General features: G+C 65.5%; 29 protein-coding genes. 13 read left to right on the top strand and 16 right to left on the bottom strand.

The window, feature by feature from the left end:
- Positions 1 to 5: 5 nt before the first annotated feature.
- On the bottom strand, positions 6 to 734 hold the full coding sequence (locus tag ACP7BL_RS00540) for a class I SAM-dependent methyltransferase (protein ID WP_426257339.1): 729 nt from the start codon (positions 732 to 734) through the stop codon (positions 6 to 8).
- A gap of 17 nt (positions 735 to 751) precedes the next feature.
- On the bottom strand, positions 752 to 1,180 hold the full coding sequence (locus ACP7BL_RS00535) for a GtrA family protein (protein WP_231565078.1): 429 nt from the start codon (positions 1,178 to 1,180) through the stop codon (positions 752 to 754).
- 62 nt (positions 1,181 to 1,242) lie between these two features.
- On the opposite strand from ACP7BL_RS00535, the gene ACP7BL_RS00530 reads away from it, so the two are divergent.
- Positions 1,243 to 3,024 carry an AcrB/AcrD/AcrF family protein gene (locus ACP7BL_RS00530; protein ID WP_426257338.1) on the top strand — a complete coding sequence of 594 codons (1,782 nt, stop codon included), beginning with the start codon at positions 1,243 to 1,245 and terminating at the stop codon, positions 3,022 to 3,024.
- Here ACP7BL_RS00530 and ACP7BL_RS00525 read toward each other — a convergent pair.
- The 6 genes from ACP7BL_RS00525 to ACP7BL_RS00500 form a co-directional block, all read right to left on the bottom strand.
- A complete protein-coding gene (locus tag ACP7BL_RS00525) occupies positions 3,011 to 3,628 on the bottom strand; it encodes a MarC family protein (protein WP_341202601.1) in 618 nt (205 codons plus the stop codon). The two genes, ACP7BL_RS00530 and ACP7BL_RS00525, sit on opposite strands and share 14 nt — an antisense overlap.
- Positions 3,625 to 4,320: a hypothetical protein gene (locus tag ACP7BL_RS00520; protein WP_426257337.1), complete on the bottom strand. Its 696-nt coding sequence runs from the start codon at positions 4,318 to 4,320 to the stop codon at positions 3,625 to 3,627. Before ACP7BL_RS00520 ends, ACP7BL_RS00525 begins: the two co-directional genes overlap by 4 nt.
- Positions 4,317 to 5,189: a bifunctional methylenetetrahydrofolate dehydrogenase/methenyltetrahydrofolate cyclohydrolase FolD gene (gene folD / locus ACP7BL_RS00515; RefSeq protein ID WP_426257336.1), complete on the bottom strand. Its 873-nt coding sequence runs from the start codon at positions 5,187 to 5,189 to the stop codon at positions 4,317 to 4,319. Before folD ends, ACP7BL_RS00520 begins: the two co-directional genes overlap by 4 nt.
- Before the next feature lie 30 nt (positions 5,190 to 5,219).
- Positions 5,220 to 5,522 (bottom strand): YggT family protein, encoded by a 303-nt coding sequence (locus tag ACP7BL_RS00510; protein ID WP_033964852.1) that lies wholly within the window; start codon positions 5,520 to 5,522, stop codon positions 5,220 to 5,222.
- 75 nt (positions 5,523 to 5,597) lie between these two features.
- Positions 5,598 to 6,497 carry an acetylglutamate kinase gene (gene argB / locus ACP7BL_RS00505; protein ID WP_126846731.1) on the bottom strand — a complete coding sequence of 300 codons (900 nt, stop codon included), beginning with the start codon at positions 6,495 to 6,497 and terminating at the stop codon, positions 5,598 to 5,600.
- Between the two features lie 127 nt (positions 6,498 to 6,624).
- Positions 6,625 to 7,275: a queuosine precursor transporter gene (locus tag ACP7BL_RS00500; protein ID WP_033964851.1), complete on the bottom strand. Its 651-nt coding sequence runs from the start codon at positions 7,273 to 7,275 to the stop codon at positions 6,625 to 6,627.
- Positions 7,276 to 7,424: 149 nt separating this feature from the next.
- On the opposite strand from ACP7BL_RS00500, the gene ACP7BL_RS00495 reads away from it, so the two are divergent.
- The gene (locus ACP7BL_RS00495) at positions 7,425 to 8,798 is read left to right on the top strand and encodes a NupC/NupG family nucleoside CNT transporter (protein WP_426257335.1); all 1,374 of its coding nucleotides are present in this window, start codon (positions 7,425 to 7,427) and stop codon (positions 8,796 to 8,798) included.
- A gap of 248 nt (positions 8,799 to 9,046) precedes the next feature.
- Here the strand turns inward: ACP7BL_RS00495 and ACP7BL_RS00490 are convergent, their stop codons facing one another.
- The 8 genes from ACP7BL_RS00490 to ACP7BL_RS00455 form a co-directional block, all read right to left on the bottom strand.
- Positions 9,047 to 9,790: a sigma-70 family RNA polymerase sigma factor gene (locus ACP7BL_RS00490; protein WP_426257334.1), complete on the bottom strand. Its 744-nt coding sequence runs from the start codon at positions 9,788 to 9,790 to the stop codon at positions 9,047 to 9,049.
- Positions 9,787 to 11,838: a flagellar biosynthesis protein FlhA gene (gene flhA, locus ACP7BL_RS00485; protein WP_426257626.1), complete on the bottom strand. Its 2,052-nt coding sequence runs from the start codon at positions 11,836 to 11,838 to the stop codon at positions 9,787 to 9,789. The genes ACP7BL_RS00490 and flhA overlap by 4 nt, the downstream gene beginning before the upstream one ends.
- 48 nt (positions 11,839 to 11,886) lie before the next feature.
- On the bottom strand, positions 11,887 to 12,792 hold the full coding sequence (locus ACP7BL_RS00480; RefSeq protein ID WP_426257333.1) for a lytic transglycosylase domain-containing protein: 906 nt from the start codon (positions 12,790 to 12,792) through the stop codon (positions 11,887 to 11,889).
- Between the two features lie 99 nt (positions 12,793 to 12,891).
- Positions 12,892 to 13,248 (bottom strand): flagellar protein FlgN, encoded by a 357-nt coding sequence (locus ACP7BL_RS00475; RefSeq protein ID WP_341202597.1) that lies wholly within the window; start codon positions 13,246 to 13,248, stop codon positions 12,892 to 12,894.
- Positions 13,245 to 13,532: a flagellar biosynthesis anti-sigma factor FlgM gene (locus ACP7BL_RS00470; protein ID WP_010405287.1), complete on the bottom strand. Its 288-nt coding sequence runs from the start codon at positions 13,530 to 13,532 to the stop codon at positions 13,245 to 13,247. The genes ACP7BL_RS00475 and ACP7BL_RS00470 overlap by 4 nt, the downstream gene beginning before the upstream one ends.
- A 99-nt stretch (positions 13,533 to 13,631) precedes the next feature.
- Positions 13,632 to 14,171: a flagella basal body P-ring formation protein FlgA gene (locus tag ACP7BL_RS00465; RefSeq protein WP_426257332.1), complete on the bottom strand. Its 540-nt coding sequence runs from the start codon at positions 14,169 to 14,171 to the stop codon at positions 13,632 to 13,634.
- A gap of 48 nt (positions 14,172 to 14,219) precedes the next feature.
- Positions 14,220 to 14,768, bottom strand: coding sequence for a flagellar motor protein MotB (locus ACP7BL_RS00460; RefSeq protein WP_426257331.1), 549 nt, complete (start codon positions 14,766 to 14,768; stop codon positions 14,220 to 14,222).
- Positions 14,768 to 15,421, bottom strand: a complete 654-nt coding sequence (locus ACP7BL_RS00455) for a motility protein A (RefSeq protein WP_426257330.1) — start codon at positions 15,419 to 15,421, stop codon at positions 14,768 to 14,770. The genes ACP7BL_RS00460 and ACP7BL_RS00455 overlap by 1 nt, the downstream gene beginning before the upstream one ends.
- A gap of 235 nt (positions 15,422 to 15,656) precedes the next feature.
- Between ACP7BL_RS00455 and flgB the strand changes: the two genes are divergently transcribed.
- Genes flgB through flgL form a run of 11 tightly spaced genes read left to right on the top strand, consistent with a single transcriptional unit; the run spans position 15,657 to position 24,379 of the window.
- Complete coding sequence (flgB, locus tag ACP7BL_RS00450; RefSeq protein WP_341202592.1) at positions 15,657 to 16,013, top strand: flagellar basal body rod protein FlgB; 357 nt, start codon at positions 15,657 to 15,659, stop codon at positions 16,011 to 16,013.
- Positions 16,014 to 16,015: 2 nt separating this feature from the next.
- A complete protein-coding gene (gene flgC / locus ACP7BL_RS00445) occupies positions 16,016 to 16,426 on the top strand; it encodes a flagellar basal body rod protein FlgC (protein WP_010405294.1) in 411 nt (136 codons plus the stop codon).
- Between the two features lie 3 nt (positions 16,427 to 16,429).
- Positions 16,430 to 17,116: a flagellar hook assembly protein FlgD gene (locus tag ACP7BL_RS00440; RefSeq protein WP_209612641.1), complete on the top strand. Its 687-nt coding sequence runs from the start codon at positions 16,430 to 16,432 to the stop codon at positions 17,114 to 17,116.
- Positions 17,117 to 17,149: 33 nt separating this feature from the next.
- On the top strand, positions 17,150 to 18,397 hold the full coding sequence (locus ACP7BL_RS00435; protein ID WP_426257329.1) for a flagellar hook protein FlgE: 1,248 nt from the start codon (positions 17,150 to 17,152) through the stop codon (positions 18,395 to 18,397).
- 23 nt (positions 18,398 to 18,420) lie between these two features.
- Positions 18,421 to 19,164 carry a flagellar basal-body rod protein FlgF gene (flgF, locus tag ACP7BL_RS00430; RefSeq protein ID WP_137903160.1) on the top strand — a complete coding sequence of 248 codons (744 nt, stop codon included), beginning with the start codon at positions 18,421 to 18,423 and terminating at the stop codon, positions 19,162 to 19,164.
- Positions 19,165 to 19,176: 12 nt separating this feature from the next.
- Positions 19,177 to 19,965 (top strand): flagellar basal-body rod protein FlgG, encoded by a 789-nt coding sequence (gene flgG, locus ACP7BL_RS00425; protein ID WP_029622597.1) that lies wholly within the window; start codon positions 19,177 to 19,179, stop codon positions 19,963 to 19,965.
- An 11-nt stretch (positions 19,966 to 19,976) separates the two neighbouring features.
- A complete protein-coding gene (locus tag ACP7BL_RS00420; RefSeq protein WP_426257328.1) occupies positions 19,977 to 20,660 on the top strand; it encodes a flagellar basal body L-ring protein FlgH in 684 nt (227 codons plus the stop codon).
- Positions 20,661 to 20,671: 11 nt separating this feature from the next.
- Positions 20,672 to 21,766, top strand: a complete 1,095-nt coding sequence (locus ACP7BL_RS00415; RefSeq protein WP_426257327.1) for a flagellar basal body P-ring protein FlgI — start codon at positions 20,672 to 20,674, stop codon at positions 21,764 to 21,766.
- Complete coding sequence (locus ACP7BL_RS00410; RefSeq protein WP_033964843.1) at positions 21,763 to 22,107, top strand: rod-binding protein; 345 nt, start codon at positions 21,763 to 21,765, stop codon at positions 22,105 to 22,107. Before ACP7BL_RS00415 ends, ACP7BL_RS00410 begins: the two co-directional genes overlap by 4 nt.
- Entirely contained in the window at positions 22,104 to 23,450 is a 1,347-nt protein-coding gene (gene flgK / locus ACP7BL_RS00405) for a flagellar hook-associated protein FlgK (protein ID WP_426257326.1), read from the top strand. Before ACP7BL_RS00410 ends, flgK begins: the two co-directional genes overlap by 4 nt.
- A gap of 8 nt (positions 23,451 to 23,458) precedes the next feature.
- A complete protein-coding gene (gene flgL / locus ACP7BL_RS00400; protein WP_137903162.1) occupies positions 23,459 to 24,379 on the top strand; it encodes a flagellar hook-associated protein FlgL in 921 nt (306 codons plus the stop codon).
- Positions 24,380 to 24,464 lie beyond the last annotated feature (85 nt).

The raw sequence follows: 24,464 nt of genomic DNA, 5'->3' as shown, positions 1-24,464 counted from the left end.
CCCCCTTATTTCACCGAAGCGAGCGTCACGATCGACACGCCCGGCGACAGCGGTACCCGGCCGACCAGGTGACGCTCCAGCCGGAAAACCGCCTCGAACAGCGCGTTCACCGGCCCGGGCGGCGGGGAATCGTCGCTATCGTCCTTGCCGCGAATCCGCCCCGCCACGCGCGATGCGACCGCGAGCGGAAACAGCAGCGAGTTGAACCAGCGCAGGCCATTATGCTTCAGCCCCGCCTTGCCGATCGCCGCGCCCAGCGTCGCCTTGGAATAGCGTCGGTGATGGTGGTTGACGACATCGTGCGCGCTCCACATCCATTGGTGCGCGGGCACCGCGATCAAAATCTTGCCGCCGGGCTTCAGGCATTCCCCCATCGCCTTCAACGCCGCGACATCGTCTTCGATATGCTCGACGACATCGAGCACCGCGATCAGATCATAGGCACCGCGCTCGACCCCGGTCAGTTCGGGCAAGGGGGCAGCACCAACCGGCTTGCCCAGCCGCTCACTGGCAATCGCACGCGCGGCGGGATCAATCTCAATTGCCTCGACCGTGCCGAAAGCGCCAAGCATCGGCAGATTGTGGCCTGTGCCGCAGCCAATCTCCAGGATACGCGCATCGGCGGGCAAATGCCCTTTGCGCGCCAGATAGTCGGCCAGGATGTCGCGCCGCGCGCGATACCACCAATGCGTCGAATCATGCGCCGCCATGCGGTCGTAAACGATTCTATCCAAGGTCGACGCATCCCATCTTATTTGAACACCAGATAGCGGTTGAGCACGAAGGTCATCCCCGTTGCCAGCACGATCGCGGGCAGCAGCGGCACCCAGCCGGGATAACCGAGCTTGGCGGTGCCGATCCAGGTGATCAGCGCGTTCAGCGCCATCCCCGATGCTTGCACCAGCACGAACTGCACTTGCTGCGCCGCCCCCCGCGCGCCCGTGCCATGCCCTTTGAAGCTCCAGCGGCTGTGCAGGAAAAACCCCGCCGTCACCGCGACCGCAAACGCGAACGGCACGGCATAGACCGCATGCTGCCGCTCGAACACATACAGCGTCAGCGGCAGGTACACCGCCGAATAGAGCACCGTCGACAATCCGCCGGCGATGCCGAACCGCACCATCTGGCCGAACAGCGGGTTCGACCGCCAGCGATCGACGTGTTGGAGGAGTGTCGTCACGTTTGCTTGCCCTTTACGCGTGCCGCAGTAGAGCGCGATCTCGGTCTAGGAAAGCGGTTTGGATGACGGGTGGTTCGCTGATGCGCAGTGTGGAGCGGGATTGGGTCCGCCTGAGCCTGATCGCCTGGCTTTGTATCGCCATCTATTTCGTGCACGATCGCTGGGTTGGTATCCATTATCTGCAGCTTGGCGACACCGACGACAATATGCGGCTGATGCAGGTGCGCGCCTGGTTGGGCGGGCAGGGCTGGTACGATCTGCGTCAATATCGGCTGAACCCGCCCGGCGGCTATGACATTCACTGGAGCCGGATCGTCGATTTGCCGATCGCCGGGCTGATCCTGCTGCTGCGTCCGTTCGTCGGCGCGCGCGAAGCCGAGATGCTCGCTTGCGGCATTGCCCCGCTGCTGCCGCTGAGCATCGCCATCCTTGGCCTGGGGGCCACGGTCCGGCGCCTGATCAGCCCCTATGCCTGGCCGCTCGCAATCGCCTTGCTGCTCTGCTGTTCGGCGACGCTCTTGATGTACATGCCCGAACGCATCGATCATCACGGCTGGCAGCTCGCCATGCTCAGCCTGACGGTGGCGGGCCTGTCCGATCCAAAGGGGATACGCGGCGGTGCGATCGTCGGCTTGGCGAGCGCGGTGTCGCTCGCGATCGGGCTGGAGATGCTGCCTTATGCCGCCATCGCTGGTGCGATCCTCGCGCTGCGCTGGATCTGGGATCGCGCCGAAGCCCAGCGCTTGTCGATCTATGCGCTGTGCCTGGGGGCCGGGAGCGGAATCGGCTATGCGCTGTTCGCCTCTTACGGCAACGCCGCGCTGCGCTGCGACGCGCTGACGCCAGTATGGCTGAGCGTGATGGTGATGGCGGGCGCTTTGCTGTTCGCACTGGCCTGGTCCAATCCCGCCAATCGCTGGGTGCGCCTCGCGCTTGCCATCGCGGCGGGCGCGGTGATCGTGATCGGCTTCGCCTTGGTCTTCCCGCAATGCCTTGGCCGCCCCGAACAGGCCTCGCCCGAATTGCAGAAGAACTGGCTCAACATGATCCGCGAGGCGCGGCCAATCTATGTCCACCCGTTCCGCGTCGCCTTCCCGGTCGCGATCATGCCGGTGGTCGGCGTGATCGGCGCGATCATCGCGACGTGGCGCGCGCGCGGCACCGCGCTGGGTGCGGCGTGGGCGACGGTCTTGCTGTTCGTCACCGGGGCCGCCTTGCTGCTGCTGTGGCAAGCGCGCGCAGGGCCTGCCGCACAAATGCTGGCGGTGCCCGGCGCAGTGGCGCTGGCATGGCTGCTGATCCCCTATCTGCAAGCCCAGCGCTCACCGCTGGTGCGCGTGCTCGGGACGGTTGCCGTGATCCTGCTGGTCGGCTCCGGTCTGTTTGCCGGGCTGGCCATCCGCTTCCTGCCGATCGACCGGCCGACCAAGCGCGTCCAGATCATCGATCGCGCCAGCGGTTCGTGCCCGACGATGACCGCTTTGAGCCCGCTCAACCGTTATCCGGCGCAGACGATCTTCAGCTTCGTCGATCTGGGGCCGCGCATCATCACCATCACCCATCACAATGCGGTGGCGGGGCCCTATCACCGCAATGGCGATGCGATCCTGGATGTGCAGCACGCCTTTTCCGGCACGCCCGAAAATTTCCGCGCGATCGCCAAGCGCCACGGCGCGACGATGTTGCTGATTTGCCCCAACATGGCCGAATCGACGATCTACCGCGTGCGCGCGCCCGGCGGCTTTTACGACCAGCTCGCCCACCGCAAGACCTTCGACTGGCTAGAGCCGCTACCGCTGCCTGCCAAATCGCCGCTGCGGCTGTGGCGGATCAAGCCAGACTGATCTTGATCCCGTCGATCACGAACTGCACGGCGAGCGCCGCCAGCAGCACGCCGAGAAGCCGCGTGATCACCGCTTCGATCTTGGCCCCCAGCACGCGCATGATCGGCCCCGCAGCAAGCAGGGAAACCAGCGTCAGCAGCAGGATCGTCGCCAGCGCACCGAGCACGACAAGCGAGCGCTCGATCCCCTCATTGCGGCCCATCAGCAGCATGACCGAGGCGATCGACCCCGGCCCCGCGATCATCGGCATCGCCATCGGGAAGATCGATACATCGTCATGCGGCTCGGCAGCGATCTTGGCGGCGCGGTCCTCGCGGCGTTCGGTGCGTTTTTCGAACACCATTTCCAGCGCGATCAGGAACAGCATGATCCCGCCCGCGATGCGGAAGCTCGCCAGGCTGATCCCCAGCCCATGCAGCAACGCTTCGCCGAACAACGCGAACACCAGCAAAATGCCCGCCGCCACCAGCACCGCGCGCAGCGCCATCGCGCGCGCATGCACCGGCGTCGCCCCCGCCGTCAGCCCGGCATAGATCGGCGCGCACCCCGGAGGATCGATCACCACGAAGAAGGTGATGAGCGAGGAGATGTAGAGTTCGATCATTTGGGGGCGGCAATCTTGTCGTCGATGACGGTCACCAAACGCGTGCGACCCCATTGCTGTGCGGTAAACTTGCGGGAACCATTATCGGCAACGTGCCAATCCCACCACAATGTTCCGTCCCTGGACTGGCCAGCGCCAGCTCCTGGCACGCGCGGTAATTGGCTGGTGTCCACCATCCAATGTCTGCCGCACGAGGACCTGATCATTTTCGGAGACTTCGGGACATGGCGCCCGACCTTCAAATCATCCCCACCATCGACGATCCACTTCCAGCCGCCATCCGGCTGGCGCTGCCACACGGTGGAAAAATAACCGACCGACCCGTCGGGCCGCTTCCACCCGCCGGTGTTGACCGCGAGCGATCCATCGCACGACACATAGCTTGCGGTCGGCCACCAGCTGATCGCCTTGGCCGGGTCCGTGCGGTCCTTCAGCCACGCTTGCGCATTGACCGGCTGCGGCACGAACATCGTCGCATCGGCTGCCGCCCATTTGCGGAACGCGGTCCATTGCCCGAGCGCCTGCGCATCGGCGGCAAAGGCGCGTTCGGCGTCGAGGGCGGACCCAAGCTCCGTTCGCCCTGAGCCTGTCGAAGGGCTCCTCTCCGCGCGCGCGGCGGCAGGGGCTTCGACAGGCTCAGCCCGAACGGATGTTGGGGAAGCGGTCGCCGCCAGCAGCAAGGCTGCGATCACAAATCGCCCTCGCCGACCACGCCTTCGCGCCGCTCGGCCGAGAGCAGTGCGTTGCGCAGCAGGCAGGCGATCGTCATCGGGCCGACGCCGCCCGGCACCGGCGTCACCGCGCCCGCCACGCTCATCGCGCCCGCAAAATCGACATCGCCGACCAGCCCGGCCTCGGTGCGGTTGATGCCGACATCGATCACCGTCGCGCCGGGCTTCAGCCATTCGCCCTTGATCATTTCGGGCCGCCCGACCGCCGCCACGACGATGTCGGCGCGCTTGATCACGCTCGACAGGTCGCGCGTGCGCGAATGCGCGACCGTGACGGTGCAGCTTTCCGCGATCAGCAATTGCGCCATCGGCTTGCCGACGATGTTCGAGCGCCCGATCACCACCGCATCGAGCCCGGCGAGATCGCCCAGCACATCCTTCAGCAGCATCACGCAGCCAAAGGGCGTGCACGGCACGAACCCCGGCAGCCCCGTCGCCAACCGCCCGGCGTTGACCGGGTGGAAGCCATCGACGTCCTTGTCGGGGTCGATCCGGGTGAGCACGGTGCGCTCGTCAATATGCCCGGGCAGCGGCAATTGCACGAGGATGCCGTCGATCGCGGGATCGGCGTTGAGCGCATCGACCAGATCGAGCAGCGCGTCCTGCGGCACATCCGCAGGCAGGCGATGCTCGACGCTGACCATCCCGGCCTCACGCGTCGCGCGCCCCTTGTTGCGGACGTACACCGCCGAAGCCGGATCTTCGCCGACCAGCACCACCGCCAGCCCCGGCGCGCGCCCGGCCTGGCCCACGAACGCCGCGACCCGCGTGGCAATGCGCGCGCGCAAGCCCGCCGCAAAGGCTTTTCCATCAATCAACGCGGCGGTCATGCCAGGAACTTTCGGTTTGGAACGGGCAGTTTAGAGCGGGGCTCCGAGGAGCAGATGCGCATCGAGGTTGACCAGCACGATGCTGATCAGCCGCAGGATCAGCAGCACGGCGAACGGCGCCAGGTCGAGCGCCCCGAAATCGGGCAATACGCGGCGCAGCGGGCGGTAGAGCGGGTCGGTGCCGCGATTGAGCCCGGTGTAAATCGCCCGAATGAACTCGTTATAGGTGTTGATCACGTTGAACGACACCAGCAGCGACAGGATGACTTGCACCAGCACGATCAGCGTCACCGCGTCGATCAGGACCTGCAAGAGTTGGATGATCGTATGCAAAAAGCGTCTCCGACGTTGGTGGGCCTATTCTAGCGCGATCGCGCCGATGCGACCACCCCTGGCGACGAACGGTGCTTAGCGCCGCACCAGCGTGCCCGCCCCGCGCCGGGTGAAGATTTCCAGCAGCATCGCATGCGGCACGCGCCCGTCGAGAATGACGGCGGCGTCCACCCCGCCCTCGACCGCATGGACGCAGGTTTCGAGCTTGGGGATCATGCCCCCCTTGATCGTGCCATCGGCGCGGAGTGCCGCGACGCCCGCGGGGTCGAGATCGGTCACCAGTTCGCCATTCTTGTCGAGCACGCCGACAACATCGGTCAGCATGAACAGGCGTTCGGCACCCAAGGCCGCCGCGATCGCGCCCGCCATCGTATCGGCGTTGATATTATAGGTGTGCCCGTCGGCCCCGATCGCGATCGGCGCCACCACCGGGATGATCCCGGCTTGCGACAGCGTATCGATGATCCGCCGGTCGACCCCGACCGGCTCGCCGACAAAGCCCAGATCGACATGGCGTTCGATCCCCTGCAAGGTGTCGGGCGTATCGCGTCCAACCTTGGCAGCGGTGACGAAGCCCGCATCCTTGCCCGAAATGCCGACCGCGCGCCCGCCCGCCTGGCCGATCCAGCCGACGATTTCCTTGTTGATCGATCCCGCCAGCACCATTTCGGCGATGTGCGCGGTCTCGGCATCGGTCACGCGCAGGCCATCGACGAAGCGCGATTCGACCCCCAGCCGCTTGAGCATCGCGCCGATCTGCGGGCCGCCGCCATGCACCACCACGGGGTTGATGCCGACCGCCTTCATCAGCACCACATCCTCGGCGAAATCGCGCGCCAGTTCGGGGTCGCCCATGGCATGGCCGCCATATTTCACGACAAAGGTCTTACCGGCGTAACGCTGCATATACGGCAGCGCCTCGACCAGCGTCTCGGCCTTGGCGAGCAATTCGGGGGCGGGGGAATGATCGGTCATGGCGGGAACCTTCTGCTCCCCTCCCGCTCGCGGGAGGGGTTGGGGGAGGGCCTGTCGGGCAGTCGCGGCGCTCCATGCCCTCCCGACGCCAGCCGCGCAACAGCGCGCATGGCGCAGGACACGAATCTCAGCGGTCGAGCCGCTTCCCCAAGGCGACGAAGCCGGTGATCAGGAACGGCACCAGCACGATCGACAGCACCACTTTGGTCAGCATCTGGCCCGCCATTAGTTCGACGATCGGGCGTTCGCCATAAAAAGAGATCGAGATGAACAGCACGGTGTCGACGATCTGGCTGACGACGCTCGCCACCATCCCGCGGAACCACACCAGCCGCCCGCGCCCCTCTTGTCCCTTCAACTTGTCGAAGATGAAGACGTTGAGCGTCTGCGATGTGCCATAGGAGATGAATCCCGCAACCATCATCCGCAGCCCCTGTCCGACGACAATCGGAAAGGCGGCGACGGCGGGCGGGTACATGCCCGAATCATTGGGCAGCGCCAGCACCAGCTGAATCAGCAGCGCCGACACGATCAGCGGCACGAACCCGAAGCGCACCAGCGCGGTCGCGGTCTTCTGCCCGTGCAACTCGGCCACCGCGCTCGACAGCACGACCAGGATCAGGAAGCCGAAGATCCCCGCCTCGACCGCGAGCGGCCCCAGCGCGACCTGTTTGACGCCGAGCACGCCCGCCATGCAGACCATGCCGCCGTACAGGATCGAGAAAACGAAAAGCGAGCGCGGAATGCCGCCAACCGCGGTGGGAGCAGGGGTGTTCATCGCAGCGACGCTAGCCGGTTTCGCCGCCAGGTCAAAGCACGCGACGCGAGCCGAGCCACCGCAAACCCCTATCGCTCACGAAACCCACGTGTATGGTGGGCCGCCGTGCGCGCCGATTGCGGCGGCCTGGGCGTTACTGCGGGGGACATGTGGGTACTTTTCCGGTCGGCATCATAGGCATCCTCGTCATCCTGGGACTCGCCTTCCTGCTGTCGAACAACAAGCGCGCGATCCGGCTGCGCGTCGTCGGGGCGGCGTTCGCGCTGCAAGTGACGATCGCCTTCATCGTGCTGCGCAGCGACATCGGTCGCCACGTGATTGAGGGCATGTCGCGCGGGGTCTGGGCGCTGCTCGGCTATGCCAAGGCCGGCACGATGACCATTTTCGGCGGCCTTGCCAGCGACCCCACTTTCGGCAGCGCCTTCGTCTTTTCGGCACTGCCGGTGATCATCTTCTTCGCGGCCTTGGTCTCGATCCTCTATCACCTCGGCATCATGCAATTCGTCATCCGCTGGGTCGGCGGCGCGATCGAGAAGGTGATCGGCGTGTCCAAGGTCGAGGCCTTGTGCGCCGCTGCCAACATCTTCGTCGGCCAGAGCGAATCGCCGCTGGTGATCCGCCCCTATCTCGCCAGCCTCACCCCGCCGCAATTGTTCGCGGTGATGACGGTCGGCATGTCGGGCGTCGCGGGCACGATCCTGCTCGCTTACGCGACCTTCCTAGGCCAGGGCGCGCTGCCCTATCTGCTCGCCGCGTCGTTCATGTCGGCACCGGGCGGGCTGCTGATGGCCAAGATCATCATGCCCGACGTGTCGCTGACGCCCGTCGGTGAATTGCCACTGGGCGACGACCCCGAAGAGGCCGTGCTGCACGTCGCCGAACAGGCGCTGGAGGAGGAACGCGCCGCCAACCTCATCATGGCGGCGGCGAACGGCGCCCAAACGGGCGTGCGCATCGCGGTCGCGGTCGGCGCGATGGTGCTGGCGTTCGTCGGCCTGGTCGCGCTCGCCAACGGTATCTTGGGTGGTGTCGGTCCCACCTTGGATTGGATAGGCGGCGGCTTTGATGGCTTAGCGAGCTATTTCGAACTCTACCCTATTCGGATGACTGGTCGGATATTTGGCGCTCTATTCCACGCTCTAGCATCAGTATTTCCGTCCAACTTGTCGTTTCAGATGATTCTCGGCTACATTTTCGCGCCGGTCATGTATCTGCTCGACATTCCGTGGCACGAGGCGCGCATCGCCGGGCAATTGTTCGGGCAGAAGATCGTACTCAACGAATTCGTCGCCTTTATCGATCTCGGCAAGATGAAGGACCTGTCGCCACACACCACCGCCGTCGTCACCTTTGCGCTGTGCGGCTTCGCCAATTTCTCGTCGATCGCGATCCAGATGGCCTCGACCGGCAGCCTCGCCCCCAATCAGCGCCCGATGATCGCCAAACTCGGCCTGCGCGCGCTGGCGGCGGGGAGTCTGGCGAATTTGATGTCGGCGGCATTGGCGGGGCTGCTGCTGGGGTAGCGCGAGTCTTTTTCTCACGCGAAGGCGCGAAGCCGCGACGAAGAGATAAGAATTGGTTCGCGCAGAGGCGCGGAGGACGCGGAGAAGAAAGAGGGACGTGGCGCAGCCTCGTGCCCGAAAATTCGCGCCTTGTCGGTCTCCCGATCGATACCGGGCGCATCTTCTCTGCGTCCTCCGCGCCTCTGCGCGAACAAACCTTCTTCTCTTCGCGCCTTCGCGGCTTCGCGTGAAAAGGATACGCGCATCGCTCAGCGCCGCAGCATCGCCTTTTTCAGCTTGGCGTGCGCCGAGGCCTTGATCTGGCACACGCGCGCAGCGCCGACGCCAATCACCTGGCCGATCTCTTCAAGGTTCATTTCCTCGACATAGTAAAGCTGCACCACCAGCATCTCGCGCTCGGGCAGACTAGCGATCGCCGCGATCAGCGTGTCGCGCTCCTCGCCTTCGGACAGTTGCGCGAAGGCGTCCGGCTCGTCGCTCGCAAACCACGGCCCTTCGTCCGAATAGACATCCTCGATCGGCTCGAAGCGCACCGGCTGCGCATTGGCATAGTCCAGCCGCAGCTTGTCCGGGGTCACGCCGAGCCGCGCGGCGACCTGCGCTTCCTGCGGCGCGTGGCCGAGTTCTGTGGTCAGCGCAGCGACCGTGTCGGCATAAAGGCGCTTGCGCTGCATCGCGCCGCGCGTGATCGTGGCGCTGCGCCGCAATGCATCGATCATCGATCCGCGCACGCGCGTGACCAGATATTGCTCGAACGTCACTTGCCCGCGTTCCTCAAAGGCACTGGCCGCTTCCACCAGGGCGACAAGCCCGATCTGCACCAGATCCTCGACTTCGATCGCGGACGACATGCTGCCATGCACGTGCCACGCGATCCGGCGCACCAGCGGCAGATGCTTCTTCGCCAGCAGCGACACATCGGGCGCGCGGGAGCGGCGATAGATCAGCGGCATCGCCTCGGTGAAGGTCGCGAAATCGGGCTGCGCGGTCATGCGGGCAGAGCTCCAGGGGCACCGATTACGGCGACGACTTCGACCGATTTGTCCTCGGGGACTTCGAAGAAGCTCATCACCGGAATGTCGGGCAGACAGGTTTTGACGAGTTTGCGGATCGCCACGCGGATTGCGGGCTGGACGACGAGCGCGAACGGCTTGGCCTCGTCGACAAAGGGTTGCGCGGCGCGTTGCAGCGCGTCGACGATGCGGCGGCCGAGATCGGGCTCGATCGTGTGGCGGCGCGACGGATCGCTGCGCATTGCCTGGCCGAGCAGGCCTTCCAGCCCGCCCTCCAGCGTCATCACGCGCAGCGGCTCGCGTACGCCGCACAGTTTGCCGATGATCAAGCCGCCAAGATCGGGGCGGATCGCCTCGATGATCTCGTCGGCATCGAGCGTCTTTTGCGCGGCGACCGCGATCGCGGCGGCGATGCGGCGGAATTCCTTGAGCGGGATATTCTCGGCCAGCAGCCCGCGCAGCACTTGCGTCAACGTGGTCAGCGGCAGCGGGTTGGGCGACAGCGACGCGACGAGGTTGGCGGCGCGCTCCTTCAGCCCGTCGAGCAGCGCCTGCACTTCGTCGGGGCCGAGCAGTTCGGCCGCATGGACGCCCAATTGATGGTTGAGATGCGTCGCCATCACGGTGCCCGGATCGACCACGAGATAGCCCGCCCCGGTCGCGGCATCGGCATCGCCCGGTGCGATCCAAACCGCGTCGAGCCCGAAGGTCGGGTCCTTGGCGCGCTTGCCCATCAGACCGCCGACCGCTTGGCCCGTGTCGAGCGCCAACATTTCCTCGGGCGAGACGCTGTCCTCGCCGACGACCACGCCGCCGACGATGATGCGATAGGCATAAGGCGACAAATTGATGTCGTCGCGCACGCGCACTTGCGGGATGACGAAACCCATTTCCTTGGAGAGCTGCCGCCGTACCCCGGTGATCCGCCCCATCAACGGCGCACCGCGACGTTCATCGACCAGCGGCACCAGGCCGTAACCGATGTCGAGATTGACCTGCATCGTGTCGGCGACTTCGTCCCAGCCGATCTTGGAATGGTCGACCGGCTCGGCGGGCGCGGTTTCCACAGGGGCCGGGCGGTTGGCGGCCTGGCGCATCTTCCACGCGGCAAAGCCAGCCAGCGCGGCGGCTGGCAGGATGACGAGGTGCGGCATCCCCGGCATCAGGCCGAGCAAAGCGAGGATGATCGCGACCGGCGTCCACGTCCGCGCCGAGCCGAACTGGCTGCCGATCTGGCCCGCCAGATCCATGCTCGAGGTAACGCGCGTCACGATCGCCGCCGCCGCGATCGACAGCATCAGCGACGGGATCTGCGCGACCAGCGCGTCGCCGATCGCCAGCAGCACATAATTATGCGCCGCCGCCGAGATCGTCATGCCGTGGCTGACTGGCCCCAGGATCAGGCCGCCGATGATGTTGGCGGCCAGGATCAGCAGGCCCGCAACCGCGTCGCCCTTCACGAATTTGGACGAACCGTCCATCGAGCCGTAGAAATCGGCCTCGGTCGCCACTTCGACGCGGCGCACTTTGGCTTCTTCCGGGGTGATCAGGCCGGCGTTGAGATCAGCGTCGATCGCCATCTGCTTGCCGGGCAAGGCGTCGAGCGTGAAGCGTGCCGACACTTCGGACACGCGGCCCGCGCCCTTGGTCACCACAATCATGTTGATGATGACGAGGATCGCAAAGACGAACAGGCCAACGACATAGTCGCCGCCGATGAGGAAGGTGCCGAACGCCTCGATCACATGGCCCGCGGCGCTCTCGCCCTCATGGCCGTGCACCAGTACCACGCGCGTCGAGGCGACGTTGAGGCTCAAGCGGAACAACGTCGCGAACAGCAACACCGTCGGGAAGGCCGAGAAATCGAGCGGCTTCTGCGCGTTGAGCGACACCATCAGCACGGCCAGGCTGATCGTGATGTTCATGATGAAGAACACATCGAGCAGCGCCGACGGGATCGGCACCACCATCAGCACGACCAGCAGCAGGATCGCCACCGGCAAGGCGGCGGAGCGCAGCAGCGGCAACACGCCGCCAGATTTCAGGCCACCCGACTTCAACGCAATCGCCACCGCTTACGCTCCCATCTGCGCGAGCATCATGTAGGCCAGCCGGGCATTGGCAGGCGTCGGACGCAGCAGGCTAGCGCTTTCGACGCGCGCGCCATTGCCGCCGGCCGCACCGCTTAGCCGATCGAGCGTCGACTGCGCCCACACGGCCGCATCGGCGGTCGAGCTTTCGTCATTGCCGGGAATGACATCCGCGCCCCAACTGCCGAGCCGCGTCGCCGCGAGCCCCGACACCGCCGCAACCGGCGCGCTGGCCCCGGCGGCACTCTGGTCGAGCTTGGCCGAGAAGCGGCTGTAAATGTCGGCAAGCGAGCGTGGCTCGCCATTGGCGGCAAAGAAGACGCTGCGATTGGCATGGGCGGCGGCGGGGAATATCGACGCGCCGCTTTTATCGGGGGAGGTCTGCAAAGCGGTCAGGAACGAGCGTGCGCCGCCAAGACCCAGGAAGTGGGCCATATAGAGGTCCGTGCCGGTCGCCGTCCGCCCGGTCGCGCTTTCCAGCGCATTCTTGTTATCGCTGGCATGTTCGGCCGCCATCATCGACGCCGTGGCGGGATCGTTGCGCAGCGCCAGGATCGCGCGGCGCGTCGCGGGATCGGCAACCGTCGCGCGGCCGGTCGACGTGACGCTGATCGCATCGGCCGCCCAGCCAAGCCCATGTTCGGCCCCGTGCGCCTTGACCACGCGCAGCCAGCTTTGGTCGACGAATTGATACAGGCCGGTCGCGCTCGATGTGCCCGCTTTGGCATCGGCGCGCAGGCCGCTTTCCAGCTTGGCCTGGCCCAGCAGATAGTTGAAATCGATGCCGGTCGACTGGCTGGCATTGGCGATCGCCGTACGAATCGCCCCGCCGCCGAGGCTTTTCACCTCGCTGGCGGCACCGTTCAAAAGGGAGAGTGGATTGAAAGGCATCGGTCCCCGGCTGCGTCCTGGCTATTCGAGCGAATAGTCAGACGAACATCAGCAAGAGCCGTGCCAGTTATCCTTAATTAGACGTAAGCCACGCTCGGGTCAGGCGTAAGCCGCAATCCCCATGCCCGGGCGATACACCGTCCCCGGGGCGGAGCCGACCGCCACACCGGCAGACCCGGTCAAGGTTTGCAGGCGGCGGCGAACATTTGCCGCCATCAGGTTGACATAGATGCGGCAGGTCTCGTTCAGGCGATGCGCTTCATCGGCAAGGGCCCGCAATTCCGGGCTGGCAGGCCCCGTGCCGAACGCCGCAACCGCTTCGATTGCGACGAGCTTTTCCTGCGTTGCCGCCTCGAGCGCGAGCACGTCATTGGTCTTGAGCGCGGCGATCTCTGCGTGGAGCGATTCGATGACGCGGATCAGCGCATCCCGCCGCGAGGAACCGGGAAGGTTCATTTTTTCGGGCTCCAATAGAGTTTCAGGGCGAGCATCCGATCGGCAATGGTTTCGGGGAAAAGCGGATAGCTGCCGTCGCGTACGGCCTGGCGCACCTGCTCGACCCGCTTGCTTTCGACCGGGGCCTGCTTGCCGAAGTCGAAAGCGAGCGCCGACAGTTCCAATTGCTTGGCCGCGGCCTCGCTCGGCTGCGCTGCCGCCTTTGCCGTTTGCGCAGATGCTGCCACCGGCACGACCAGACGGTCTTGTGTCGTGACAGCCTTTGCTCCGATCGGTTCCACCATTGCCTGCACCTTTGCGGTTTCCGCTGACATGATGGAAGAACGACCGATCGCGACGGACCTTAAGAAATTATTCTATCCATCGGCAGATACCGTGCTGACTCATTCGGTCCAACCGGGCAGTGTCGCGCGGCCACTGGCGATCGCGACCGCCTGCACCGGCGCGCGCGCGCTGTCGACCTTGACCAGAAACCGTCCCCCCGCGACCGCATCGCCCGCGGCAATCCCTTCCCGGGTGATCGAAAAGCCCGGCGATCCGGCGCTGATCGTCACCGGGTCGCCGCGCTTGATAACGTAGACCGGCCGCAGCGGGGTCGCTTCCGATGGCGTGATGACCAGCGGAGCCGCCCCCTTGGGCACCACGGCCGGGGTGCGGATTGGCACGAACAACCGCCATTGCGGCCCAGTGCACGTGACCACCACCGCGTCATGCGTCTCCGACCGCCACGCCATCGAAACCATCGGGCAGGCCGCCAGCTTCAGGCGGCTGTCGACCGGGGTACGCGCGCCCCCTTCATCGCCGATCGCCTTGCCGGCAAAGGCGGCGACCGCACGATCGAGCGTCGCGGTATCCTGGAAGGTTGGTGCCGCAGCCGCCGGAGTGGTCACCGCGATCAAGATTAGGGGGAGACGACGCAACATCGCATTATCCTCTGCAAAGGCGGCAAAGCGCGGTTGCCGGGCGGCACATCATTGCCGCCCTCCCGCATAGCCGGTGGAAACGGTGACGCTGCGCTGCCCCGGGCGGGCGGCAGCGACAATGGTGATACGGTTGGCGGGAACCGCGTGCGCCAGCAGCAGCGCGCTTGCCACCGCCCGCGCGCGGTCGGCAGCGAGCACGGCACCGCTGCCAGTGACCGGGTCAACATCGGCAGGCGAGCCATCGACCGCCCCGGCAACGCGAAACAGCATCCGGCGGTCGCGGGTCGCTTCGCGGGCCCAGCCGATCAACGCGTCAGGGGCCGTCGGCAGCACTGCCGAGCCCGGCGCAAAACCACGTATCGCGCCCGCCGACACCGCCATCGGCTCGGGCGTCGGGACGGACGACGGAGCAACCACATCCCGCACGCCAAAGCCCGCGCGCAGCCCGCGCGCGAGCGCTGCACGGTCAATCTGCTGGCTTGCCTGCAACAATACGAAAAATCCGACCAGCAGCAGCGCGAGATCGGCGAGTGTCATCAACCAGATCGGTCGTGAGGGCGTGAGGTCGGGAAGATCATCGTCAAGGGCGAGCGACATCAGGCCACCTCCGCCATCCGCGCGCGCGGGGCCTCGCGCGCTGCGAGCGCAATTAACGGGGCGTCGAGCCGCAAACGTTCCACCGCCTCATCCCGCGCGTGGCGGCGCAAGCGTGCCGCAATCGGCGCAAAGACCAGATTGGCGAGCACCGCGCCATAGAGCGTGGCGAGCAACGCAACCGCCATCGCCGCTCCGATCGCGCTCGGATCGCGCATTTTGACGAACATGCCGACCAGGCCGATCAAGGTGCCGATCATCCCCATCGCAGGGGCCGTGTCGGCCGCCCCGGCCCACAGCTCGGCTGCCGCCACGGCTCGTTCGCTGCGCGCGCGGCGGCGCTGGCGGAGCAGATCCGCCACCTCCTCCGACGTGCCACCATCGACGATCATCGCAACTGCGGCGGCGACATCGGTATCGGCAATGACCGAACGATCCAGCGCCATGACGCCGTGCCGCCGGGCGATCCGGCCGAAAGCGGCGATCTGGTCGAGCAGCGCATCCGCAACGAAATGCCGCCGCCCCAGGGTCAGCAAAGCCGCAAAGCCGTTCGCCAGATCGCGCGCGGGGGTGCGCAGGATCATCGCGGCAAGCGTGCCGCCGCCAACGATCGCGAAGGCGATGGGATCAAGGAACGGGGCGAGCAAGGCTATCATCCGCCTCGACACTGCAAGGCGCGGGCCAGATTGACCCGGATCGACGACACGCCGAGCGATGCCAACCGTCCACGCCGTCCCCGCCCGCACCGGAGGCAAAACCGGCAATCGCGTTGCCGCCGGGCGGCAAACCCTTGCCGGTCACGGGTGCCGCAGGCCCTTTTCTGCCGCTCCAGTGCATTTGGCACGGCCTTTGCTGATACCCCGTTGCGCAATCCGGCGCAGGAGACGGGCAATGCCCAGCGAAGGCCTTTTCGGAGTTCATGGTGCCGCACTCGAAGTGCGCTCGCAGCGCATGGGTGTGCTCGCCTCGAACATCGCGAATGCCTCCACGCCGGGCTTCAAAGCGCAGGACGTGGATTTCCACGCCGCGCTTGCAGCTGTGGAAAATGCGACGAACACCGGCGGCGACGTCAGCATCAAGGGCGCGTTGCAATATCGCGTGCCGTCGCAGCCGTCGCTCGATGGCAATACCGTCGAGCTGTCGACCGAACAGACCGCCTTTGCCGAAAACGCCGTCGCCTATCAGACGACGCTGTCCTTCCTCAACGGGCGCATCGGGCAAATCACCCGCGCGTTGAAAGGCGAATAAGCATGGCCGATCAGCCGCTCACCATTTTCCAGGTCGCCGGGCGCGCCATGTCGGCGCAGCTCGTGCGGATGAACACGACCGCGTCGAACCTCGCCAATGCCGGGTCCGTCGCGACCAGTGCCGACACCGCCTATCGCACGATCAAGCCGGTGTTCCGCACCCAGTTCGACAAGGCGACCGGGCTCGCCACCGTCAATGTCGAAAGCATCGTCCAGGCCGGCGAAACCCCAAACAAACGCTACGATCCGTCGCATCCGCTCGCCGACAAAGACGGCAATGTGTGGGAATCGGCGGTCGATGAAACGCGCGAGCTGGTCGACATGATGGAGACCGCGCGCAGCTACCAAAACAATGTCGAGGTCATGCAGACCGCGAAATCGCTGATCCTCGATACCCTCAAGATGGGACGTTAAACCATGGCTTCGACCTTCGATTCCACGCTGAACAGCCTCGGCATAAACTCCACCACCGCCAACACGACCAGTTCGGCGGTGGCCAAGAGCTCGCAATCGCTCGGCACGTCGGACTTTCTCAAGCTGATGACCGCGCAACTCCAGAATCAGGACCCCTTCGCGCCCGTCGACAACAACCAGATGGTCGCCCAGCTCGCGCAGATCACCAGCACGTCGGGCATCAGCGACATCAACACGACGCTGAAGGCCATTCAGGACAAGCTCGGCTCGACCTCTTCCAGCGACGCGCTGTCCTATGTCGGGAAGACCGTGCTGACCGAAGGATCGACCGCTTATGGCCGCACTTCGGGCGGCCTGGCCGGCGCGGCCGAGCTCGATGCCGATGCGACCGACGTGACCGTCTCGATCCGGGATGCCAATGGCCAGACGCTCAAGACGCTGTCGCTCGGCGCGCAAAAGGCCGGCACCGTGTCGTATGACTGGGATGGCAAGACCGCGAGCGGTGCCGACGCCGGCACCGGCCCGTTCACCGTGTCGGTCGCCGCCGCCGCGAACGGCACCAGCGTTACCAGTCGCAACCTCGTCTGGGCCCCCGTCGCGGCGGTCTCAATGCCCAGCTCAGGCACCCCTGTCCTCACCGTGCCCGGCGTCGGGCAAGTCCCCATCACCGCCGTCCGTCAAGTCGGCTGATCCCCTCATCCCCCTCGTCCAAGGAGCACCGCAATGTCTTTCTACACCTCGCTCAGCGGCCTGCAGGCGGCCCAGACCGAACTCTCGGCCGTTTCGCACAACCTCGCCAACGTTTCGACCAACGGCTTCAAGAAGAGCCGCACCGATTTCGCCGACGTGATCGCATCGAGCATCTCGACGGATCCGACCAAGATCGTCGGATCGGGCGTGGTGGTGAAGGCCAACAAGCAGCAGTTCACCGAAGGCAATCTCAAGACCACGGGTGCCGCGCTCGATCTCACCGTCGCTGGTGACGGCTTCTTCGCGGTGAAGACCAGCGGCCTCAACACCAGCACCGCTTATACCCGCAACGGTGCCTTCCAGATCGATCCGACCACGCACAACATCGTCGACGCGCAAGGGTCAACGCTGCTCGGCTATCCCGTCGATGCCAAGGGTAACGTGACGGCGAGTGGTGCCGATGGCCTGGTGCCGATCAACCTGCCGCAAACGAGCGGAACCCCGGCACCGACCGGCAATGTCGCGCTGAAGGTCAACCTCTACGCGGCCGCCTCGGTCCCGACGACCACCTTCGATCCGGCCAACGCGTCCAGCTACAACAGTTCGACGACGTCGACGATCTATGACTCGTCGGGCAAAGCGAGCACGTTGACCAATTACTATGTCCACACCGGCACCGACGCGTGGACCGTCCACAGCTTTGTCGGCGACAAGGAACTCAGTGTTGGCGGCTCGACGACCGGCACCCCGGTCACCTTCGACGCAAGCGGCAAGATCACCGCGCCGACCACGCCGGTGTCCTATGATGCTTTCACGCCGACCACGGGCGGCGTTTCGCAAACGCTGAAGTTCGATCTCTCCGGATCGACCCAGAATTCCACCGCTTTCTCGGTCAATGCGCGCAGCTCCGACGGTTCGTCGGTCGGCGATCTGTCCGGCGTTACCGTCAATTCCGAGGGCATGGTCACCGCGACCTATTCCAATGGCGATACCAATGCGCTCGGCAAGGTTGCGCTCGCCAACTTCTCCAACCCCGCCGGCCTGCGCCAGGATGGCGACAGCTATTGGTCGGCCAGCGGTGTGTCCGGCCAGGCGACGCTTGGCTCGGCGAAGGAAAACGGCTTCGGCTCGCTGCTTTCGGGCACGCTCGAAGGATCGAACGTCGACATCACCGAGGAACTGGTCGCCCTGATCGCGGCGCAGCGCAATTTCCAGGCGAACTCCAAGGCGCTCGATACCAGCAACCAGATCACGCAGACGATCGTCAACCTGCGCGCCTGACAGGAGCCTAATCGGAGCATAGCATGGACAAGCTGGTCTATACGGCGGCCTCGGGCCTCAAGGCGCATCTCGCGTCGCAGGCGGCGATCGCCAACAATATGGCGAACGCGTCCACGACCGGCTTTCGCGCCGATCGCGTCGTGTTCGACCGGCTGTCGCTGCAAGGCTCCGATTTCGACACCCGCACCCCGGCCTCGGCCGAAGTGGTCGACGCCGATCGCAAGCCCGGCGCGATCCAGCAGACCGGGCGGTCGCTCGACATCGCGATCACCGGCGAAAGCTGGCTCGCGGTGCAAGCGACCGACGGGAGCGAAGCCTATACCCGCCGCGGCGATTTGCAGGTCGCGCCTTCGGGCGTGCTGCAGACCGGCGACGGGTTCCCGGTGATCGGGTCGGGGGGCCCGATCACCGTCCCGCCCGCGCAGAGCATTTCGATCTCCGAGGACGGCAAGCTGTCGATCGTCCCGCTGGGCGGCGACGCCCGCAACCCGCAAGTGATCGACACGCTGAAGCTCGCCAGCCCGAAGGGGTCGGAGACGGTGAAGGGCACCGACAATTTGCTGCACGTCAAGGGTGGCGGCGTGCTGCCGAGCGACCTTGACGCCAAGCTCGAGACCGGTGCGCTCGAGGGGTCCAACGTCAACATGACGCAAGCGCTGGTCGATATGATCGAGAATCAGCGCAGCTACGAAGTCCAGGCCAATTTGATGAAATCGGCCAAGGACATGGATGAAAGCGCCGCATCTGTGATGCGGCTGCCGTCTTGAAGGGAATAGACCATGGGTAGTGCAGCCATGCAAATCGCGCGGACTGGGATCGATGCCCAGGACATGCGCATGCGCGTCATCTCGAACAACCTCGCGAACGTCAACACGACCGCGTACAAGAAGGATCGCGCGGCGTTCGAGACGCTGGCGTACCAGACCGTTACCGCGCCGGGCGCACCGAGCACCGCCGAATCCAAATATGCCACCGGCCTGAACCTCGGCACCGGCGTGCGGGTGCAGGGAACCGCGCGGATCGACACGCAAGGGTCGTTTCAGCAGACCAATGGCAGCCTCGATCTCGCGCTCGACGGCGACGGCTATTTCCAGGTGCAGATGCCCGGCGGCACGCTCGGCTACACCCGCGCCGGCAATTTCTCGCGTTCGCCCGAAGGCCTGCTCGTCACCAGCGAGGGCTATCAAGTGCAGCCCGGCATCACCATCCCCGAAAATGCCAGCGGCATCACCATCGGCACCGATGGCACCGTCTCGGCGATCGTGTCGGGCCAGACCGGCTCGACCCAGCTCGGCCAGATCCAGGTGGCCAGCTTCCCCAATGCGGGGGGGCTGCTCAACAAGGGCGACAATTACCTGGTCGAAACCTCGGCCAGTGGTGCCGCCAATCTCGGCGTGGCCGGGCAGGATGGGCGCGGCAACATCCGCCAGGGGCAGCTCGAAGGCTCCAACGTCAACGTCGTGGAGGAGCTGGTCGACATGATCGAGACGCAGCGCGCCTATGAGGTCAATTCAAAAATGATCTCGGCCACCGACGAAATGCTCAAATATGTTAACCAAAATATCTGATGGTTAATCCGATGAAACCATCCGCCCTCCGAATCGGCCTGATCGTCGCCGCCCTGCTGGCCCCCAGCGCCGCCAACGCGAATCTGTTCGGCAAGAAGAAGCCGCCGGTGGATTTCTCGGCGGCCTTCCCGCCGCCGCCGCCCGCCGCCCCACCGGTCGCGACCGGGTCGATCTTCCAGGTCTCGCAAGGCTATGCCGCGTTGTACGAAGGCACGCGCGCGCGCCGCGTCGGCGACCCGCTGACGATCGTGCTGGTCGAGCGCACCGCCGCCTCCAAATCGGCGAGTTCCAAACTCGATTCGAGCGGCGGCCTCGGCATCACGCCGCCGACCACCGGTGCCCTGTCGCTGTTCAAGGGCACCGACGCGAGCGCAAGCGGCACGCGCAGCTTCACCGGCCAGGGCGCGACCGACCAGTCGAACACGCTGTCGGGTGAAGTCAGCGTCACCGTCAGCCAGGTTTTCCCCAACGGCACGATGCTGGTCCAGGGCCAGAAGCGCGTCACGCTCAATCGCGGCGATGAATTCGTGCAGATCAAGGGCCTGATCCGCGTCGCCGATATCGACGCCGACAACCGCGTTTTGTCCACGCGCGTGGCCGATGCGCAGATCGCCTATACCGGCAAGGGCGATGTCGCACGTGCCAGCCGCCAGGGCTGGCTCAGCCGGTTCTTCTCCGTCGTTAGCCCCTTCTGAGGATTGCCCGGATGCGTCGCTTCCTGATCGCCTTGCTCGTCGCGCTGACCGTGGCGACGCCCGCTTATGCCGACCGGATCAAGGATCTCGGCGGCTTCCAGGGCATCCGGTCGAACCAGCTGACGGGTTATGGCATCGTCGTGGGGCTGCCCGGCACGGGCGACGACAATCTCGAATATACCATCCAGTCGATGAAGGCGGTCGCCTCGCGCTTCGGCCTGCAACTCCCCTCGAACGTCAACCCCGGCCTGAAGAACGCCGCCGTAGTGCTGATCACCGCCGATTTGCCCCCCTTCGCCAAGCCGGGCCAGAAGCTCGACATCACCGTCGCCTCGATGGGCAAGGCCAAGTCGCTGCGCGGCGGCGCTCTGATCCTGACGCCGCTGCTCGGTGCCGATGGCCAGATCTATGCGATGGCGCAGGGCAACCTGGCGGTCGGCGGCCTGGGCGCTGAGGGCAAGGACGGATCGCAAATCGTCGTCAACATCCCCTCGGCCGGCCGCATTCCCGAAGGCGCGACGGTCGAGCGTACAGTGCAGACGGGGTTCGAAACGACGCCGGTGCTGACATACAACCTCACCCGCGCCGATTTCACCACCGCGCAGAATGTCGCAGCAGCCATCAATTCGCGGCTTGGTGCGGGCAGCGCACAAGCGGTTGATGCCGTCTCGGTCTCGGTTCGCGCGCCCGTGGGTGGGGACGTCCGGGCGACGCTGATGAGCGAGATCGAAAATCTCGACGTGGTTTCAGCCGAGCCCTCGGCCAAGGTGATCGTCAATGCGCGCACCGGCACGGTTGTGATCAACTCCACCGTGCGCGTCGGCAGCGCCGCCGTCACCCATGGCAAGCTGACCGTCCGCATCGACGAAACCGAAAAGGCGAGCCAGCCCGCCCCGTTCAGCCAGGGCCAGACCACCAAGGAACAGAAGTCCGCAGTTGCCGTCGACGAGGAAAAGCACCCGATGTTCCTGATCGAGCCCGGCCCCAAGCTCTCCGACGTGGTCAAGGCGGTCAATGCGATCGGGGCGTCGCCCGCCGATCTGGTCGCGATCCTGGAAGCGTTGAAGGAAGCCGGTGCGCTCAAGGCGGAGCTGATCATCCTATGAGCGAGATTCCTGCCATCACGCCGGTCGCGGCACCCGCCATTTCGGCAGGCGTCGGCGTCGACACCAGCCGCCTGCAAAGCCGCGCCAATCTGGAAGCCGCAGGCAAGAAGTTCGAAGCCGTGTTCACCAACATGATGGTGAAGGCGATGCATTCGACGCATCTCGCCGAGGACACGCTGTTCGGGTCGAAGGGCATGGACACCTTCAAGGACATGCAAAGCACGCAACTCGCGCAGAGCATGGCCGAGCATGCGCCGCTCGGCATCGGCAAGGCGATGACCGATTTCCTCGCGAAATCGCAAAAGGGATTGCAGGCCGATCCCCCGGGTGATCAGCCGTGAGTGATCTGCTCGGCATCGGTGCGAGTGGCGTGCGCGCGTATCAGACCGCGCTGACCACCGTCTCCGAGAACATCTCCAACGCGAGTACGCCCGGCTATGCCAAGCGCACGACCGATTTGCGCGAGATCGCCCCGGCCAACAGCCTGACCGCCAACAATGCGACGACGACCGGGCAAGGCGTTTCGGTCGCCGGGGTTACGCGTGCGGCGGATTCGCTGCGCGCGGCCGATGTGCGCAACGCGAGCGCGGACCTCGCACGGAGCGAAACCGGCATTGCCTGGCTCGACCGGATCGAAACCGCGCTGACCGGCAACCAATTGGGCGACCGCCTGACCGGGTTCTTCAATGCCGCCAAAGCCGTCGCCGCCGACCCGACCTCGACCACACCGCGCAGCGCGCTGCTCGAACAGGCCAGTTCGGTTGCGAACAGCTTAACCGCGACCGGCAAGGCGCTCAACAATCTCGATGCCGATGTCGATGCCACGGCCGACAATGCCGTTGCCACGCTCAACACGCTGGGCGCGTCGCTCGCCAAGGTGAATGAGGGGCTCGGCCGCGTCACGCCCGGATCGAACGGTGCCGCCCAATTGGCCGATCAGCGCGACGCCATCCTGGATCAGATCAGCGCCATCTCCGATATCACGGTGACAACCGATTCGGTCGGGCGCGCAACGGTCAAACTCGGCAATGCCGGTGGGCCGACCTTCGTCGAAGCCAATCAGGCCGCCAACGTCACGTTCGCGCGCGGCACCGATGGCACGGTGTCCTTTGCGCTCCATACGCAGCAAGCGGTTTCGACCGTCACGCCCAATGGCGGCGCGCTCGCCGGTGTCATCGATGGCGCGGCCCGCATCGCGGACGCGCGCACCAAGCTCAACACCATCGCCACCGCCTTTACCGATGGCGTCAACGCCGTGCAGGCGCAGGGCAACGACCTCGACGGCAAAAGCGGGGCTGCGTTGTTCTCGGTCGGCACCACGCCGACCGACATTTCGCTGTCGCTGACCGATCCGCGCGGTGTCGCCGCCGCTGGGGCGGGCAAGGGCGTGCGCGATAACAGCAACCTCGCCAATCTCGACGCGCTGCGCACGAGCGGCGCGTTCGAAGCCAACACGACCGCGTTGATTTCCAGCAACGCATCGACGCTGGCCAATCGCAAGCAAGTCGCCGACGCACAAAGTGCCATTCGCGACAATGCGGTCGCCGCGCGCGATGCGGTGTCCGGCGTCAATCTCGACAGCGAAGCAGTCGACCTGCTGCGCTTTCAGCAGGCCTATCAAGCATCGAGCCGGGTGATCCAGGTCGCGCGCGACACGCTGCAGTCGATTCTCGATATCCACTAGAGGCCGCCATGCAAATCGGGACCAGCCAATTCTACGCCACCGGCGCATCGCAGCTCGGCAAGCTGTCGGCGCAGGCGGACACGCTCAACACCCAGATCGCGACGGGCAAGAAGATCACCGCGCCCTCGCAGGACGTGGTCGCCTATAATCGCCTCAGCGCGATCAAACAGGCCAATGCCGACAACACCGCTTATGCCAGCAATATCAGCCTCGCAAAATCGTTGCTGCAGCAATCCGACACGACGCTCACCGCCGTCACCTCGCAGCTCCAGCGTGCCGCCGAACTGACCACCCAGGCCGCCAACGGCACGCTGAACGACGCCAATCGCAAGGCGATCGCGACCGAGCTGCAAAGCATCCGCGACGATCTGGTGAACTTGGCGGGAACGACCGATGCGCGCGGCCAGCCGCTGTTCGCGGCGGCGACGGGCAAGGGCGCGGTCACGCAGGCCGCCGACGGGACCGTCACGTTCGACGGAACCGGTGAAGTCCCCGCGATTCCCGTTGGCGACGGCACCGACGTCCGCGCGACCGACAGCGCGCAGCGCGTGTTTGGCGGGATCTCCGACGGCAAGGGCGGCACCACCGATATTTTCGCGGTGTTGTCGACCTACATTTCGGCGCTCAACGCCGGTGGCACGGCAACCGCCACTGCCGCATCGGGCACAGCGGCGACCGCGATCCAGTCGGCGCTCAACCAGGTATCGGACGTGCAGGGTTCGGTCGGTGCGCGCGCCGCCCGGCTCGATATCGTCTCGTCCCAGGCAACCGACGCCGCAGGCGCGCGCGAAGTGGACCGCACCGCGCTTGAGGATACCGATATTTCCACCGCGATCGTCGACCTGCAAAAGACGATGACGATCCTGCAGGCAACGCAGGCGAGCTTCACCAAGCTCGGCCAGCTTTCGCTGTTCGATTATCTGAAATAACGGCGCGCACAGCGCGCCCGAACAAAAATACCCTGCGTGGTTAACCGATTGGCGACGTATCCGCGCTAACCCTCAGAAATACCGC

This window comes from Sphingomonas sp. DC1600-2, assembly GCF_049897605.1.
Taxonomy (GTDB): domain Bacteria; phylum Pseudomonadota; class Alphaproteobacteria; order Sphingomonadales; family Sphingomonadaceae; genus Sphingomonas.
The sequence above is the reverse complement of the archived record's forward strand: the minus strand, read 5'-3'. Positions and strand labels throughout refer to the sequence as shown.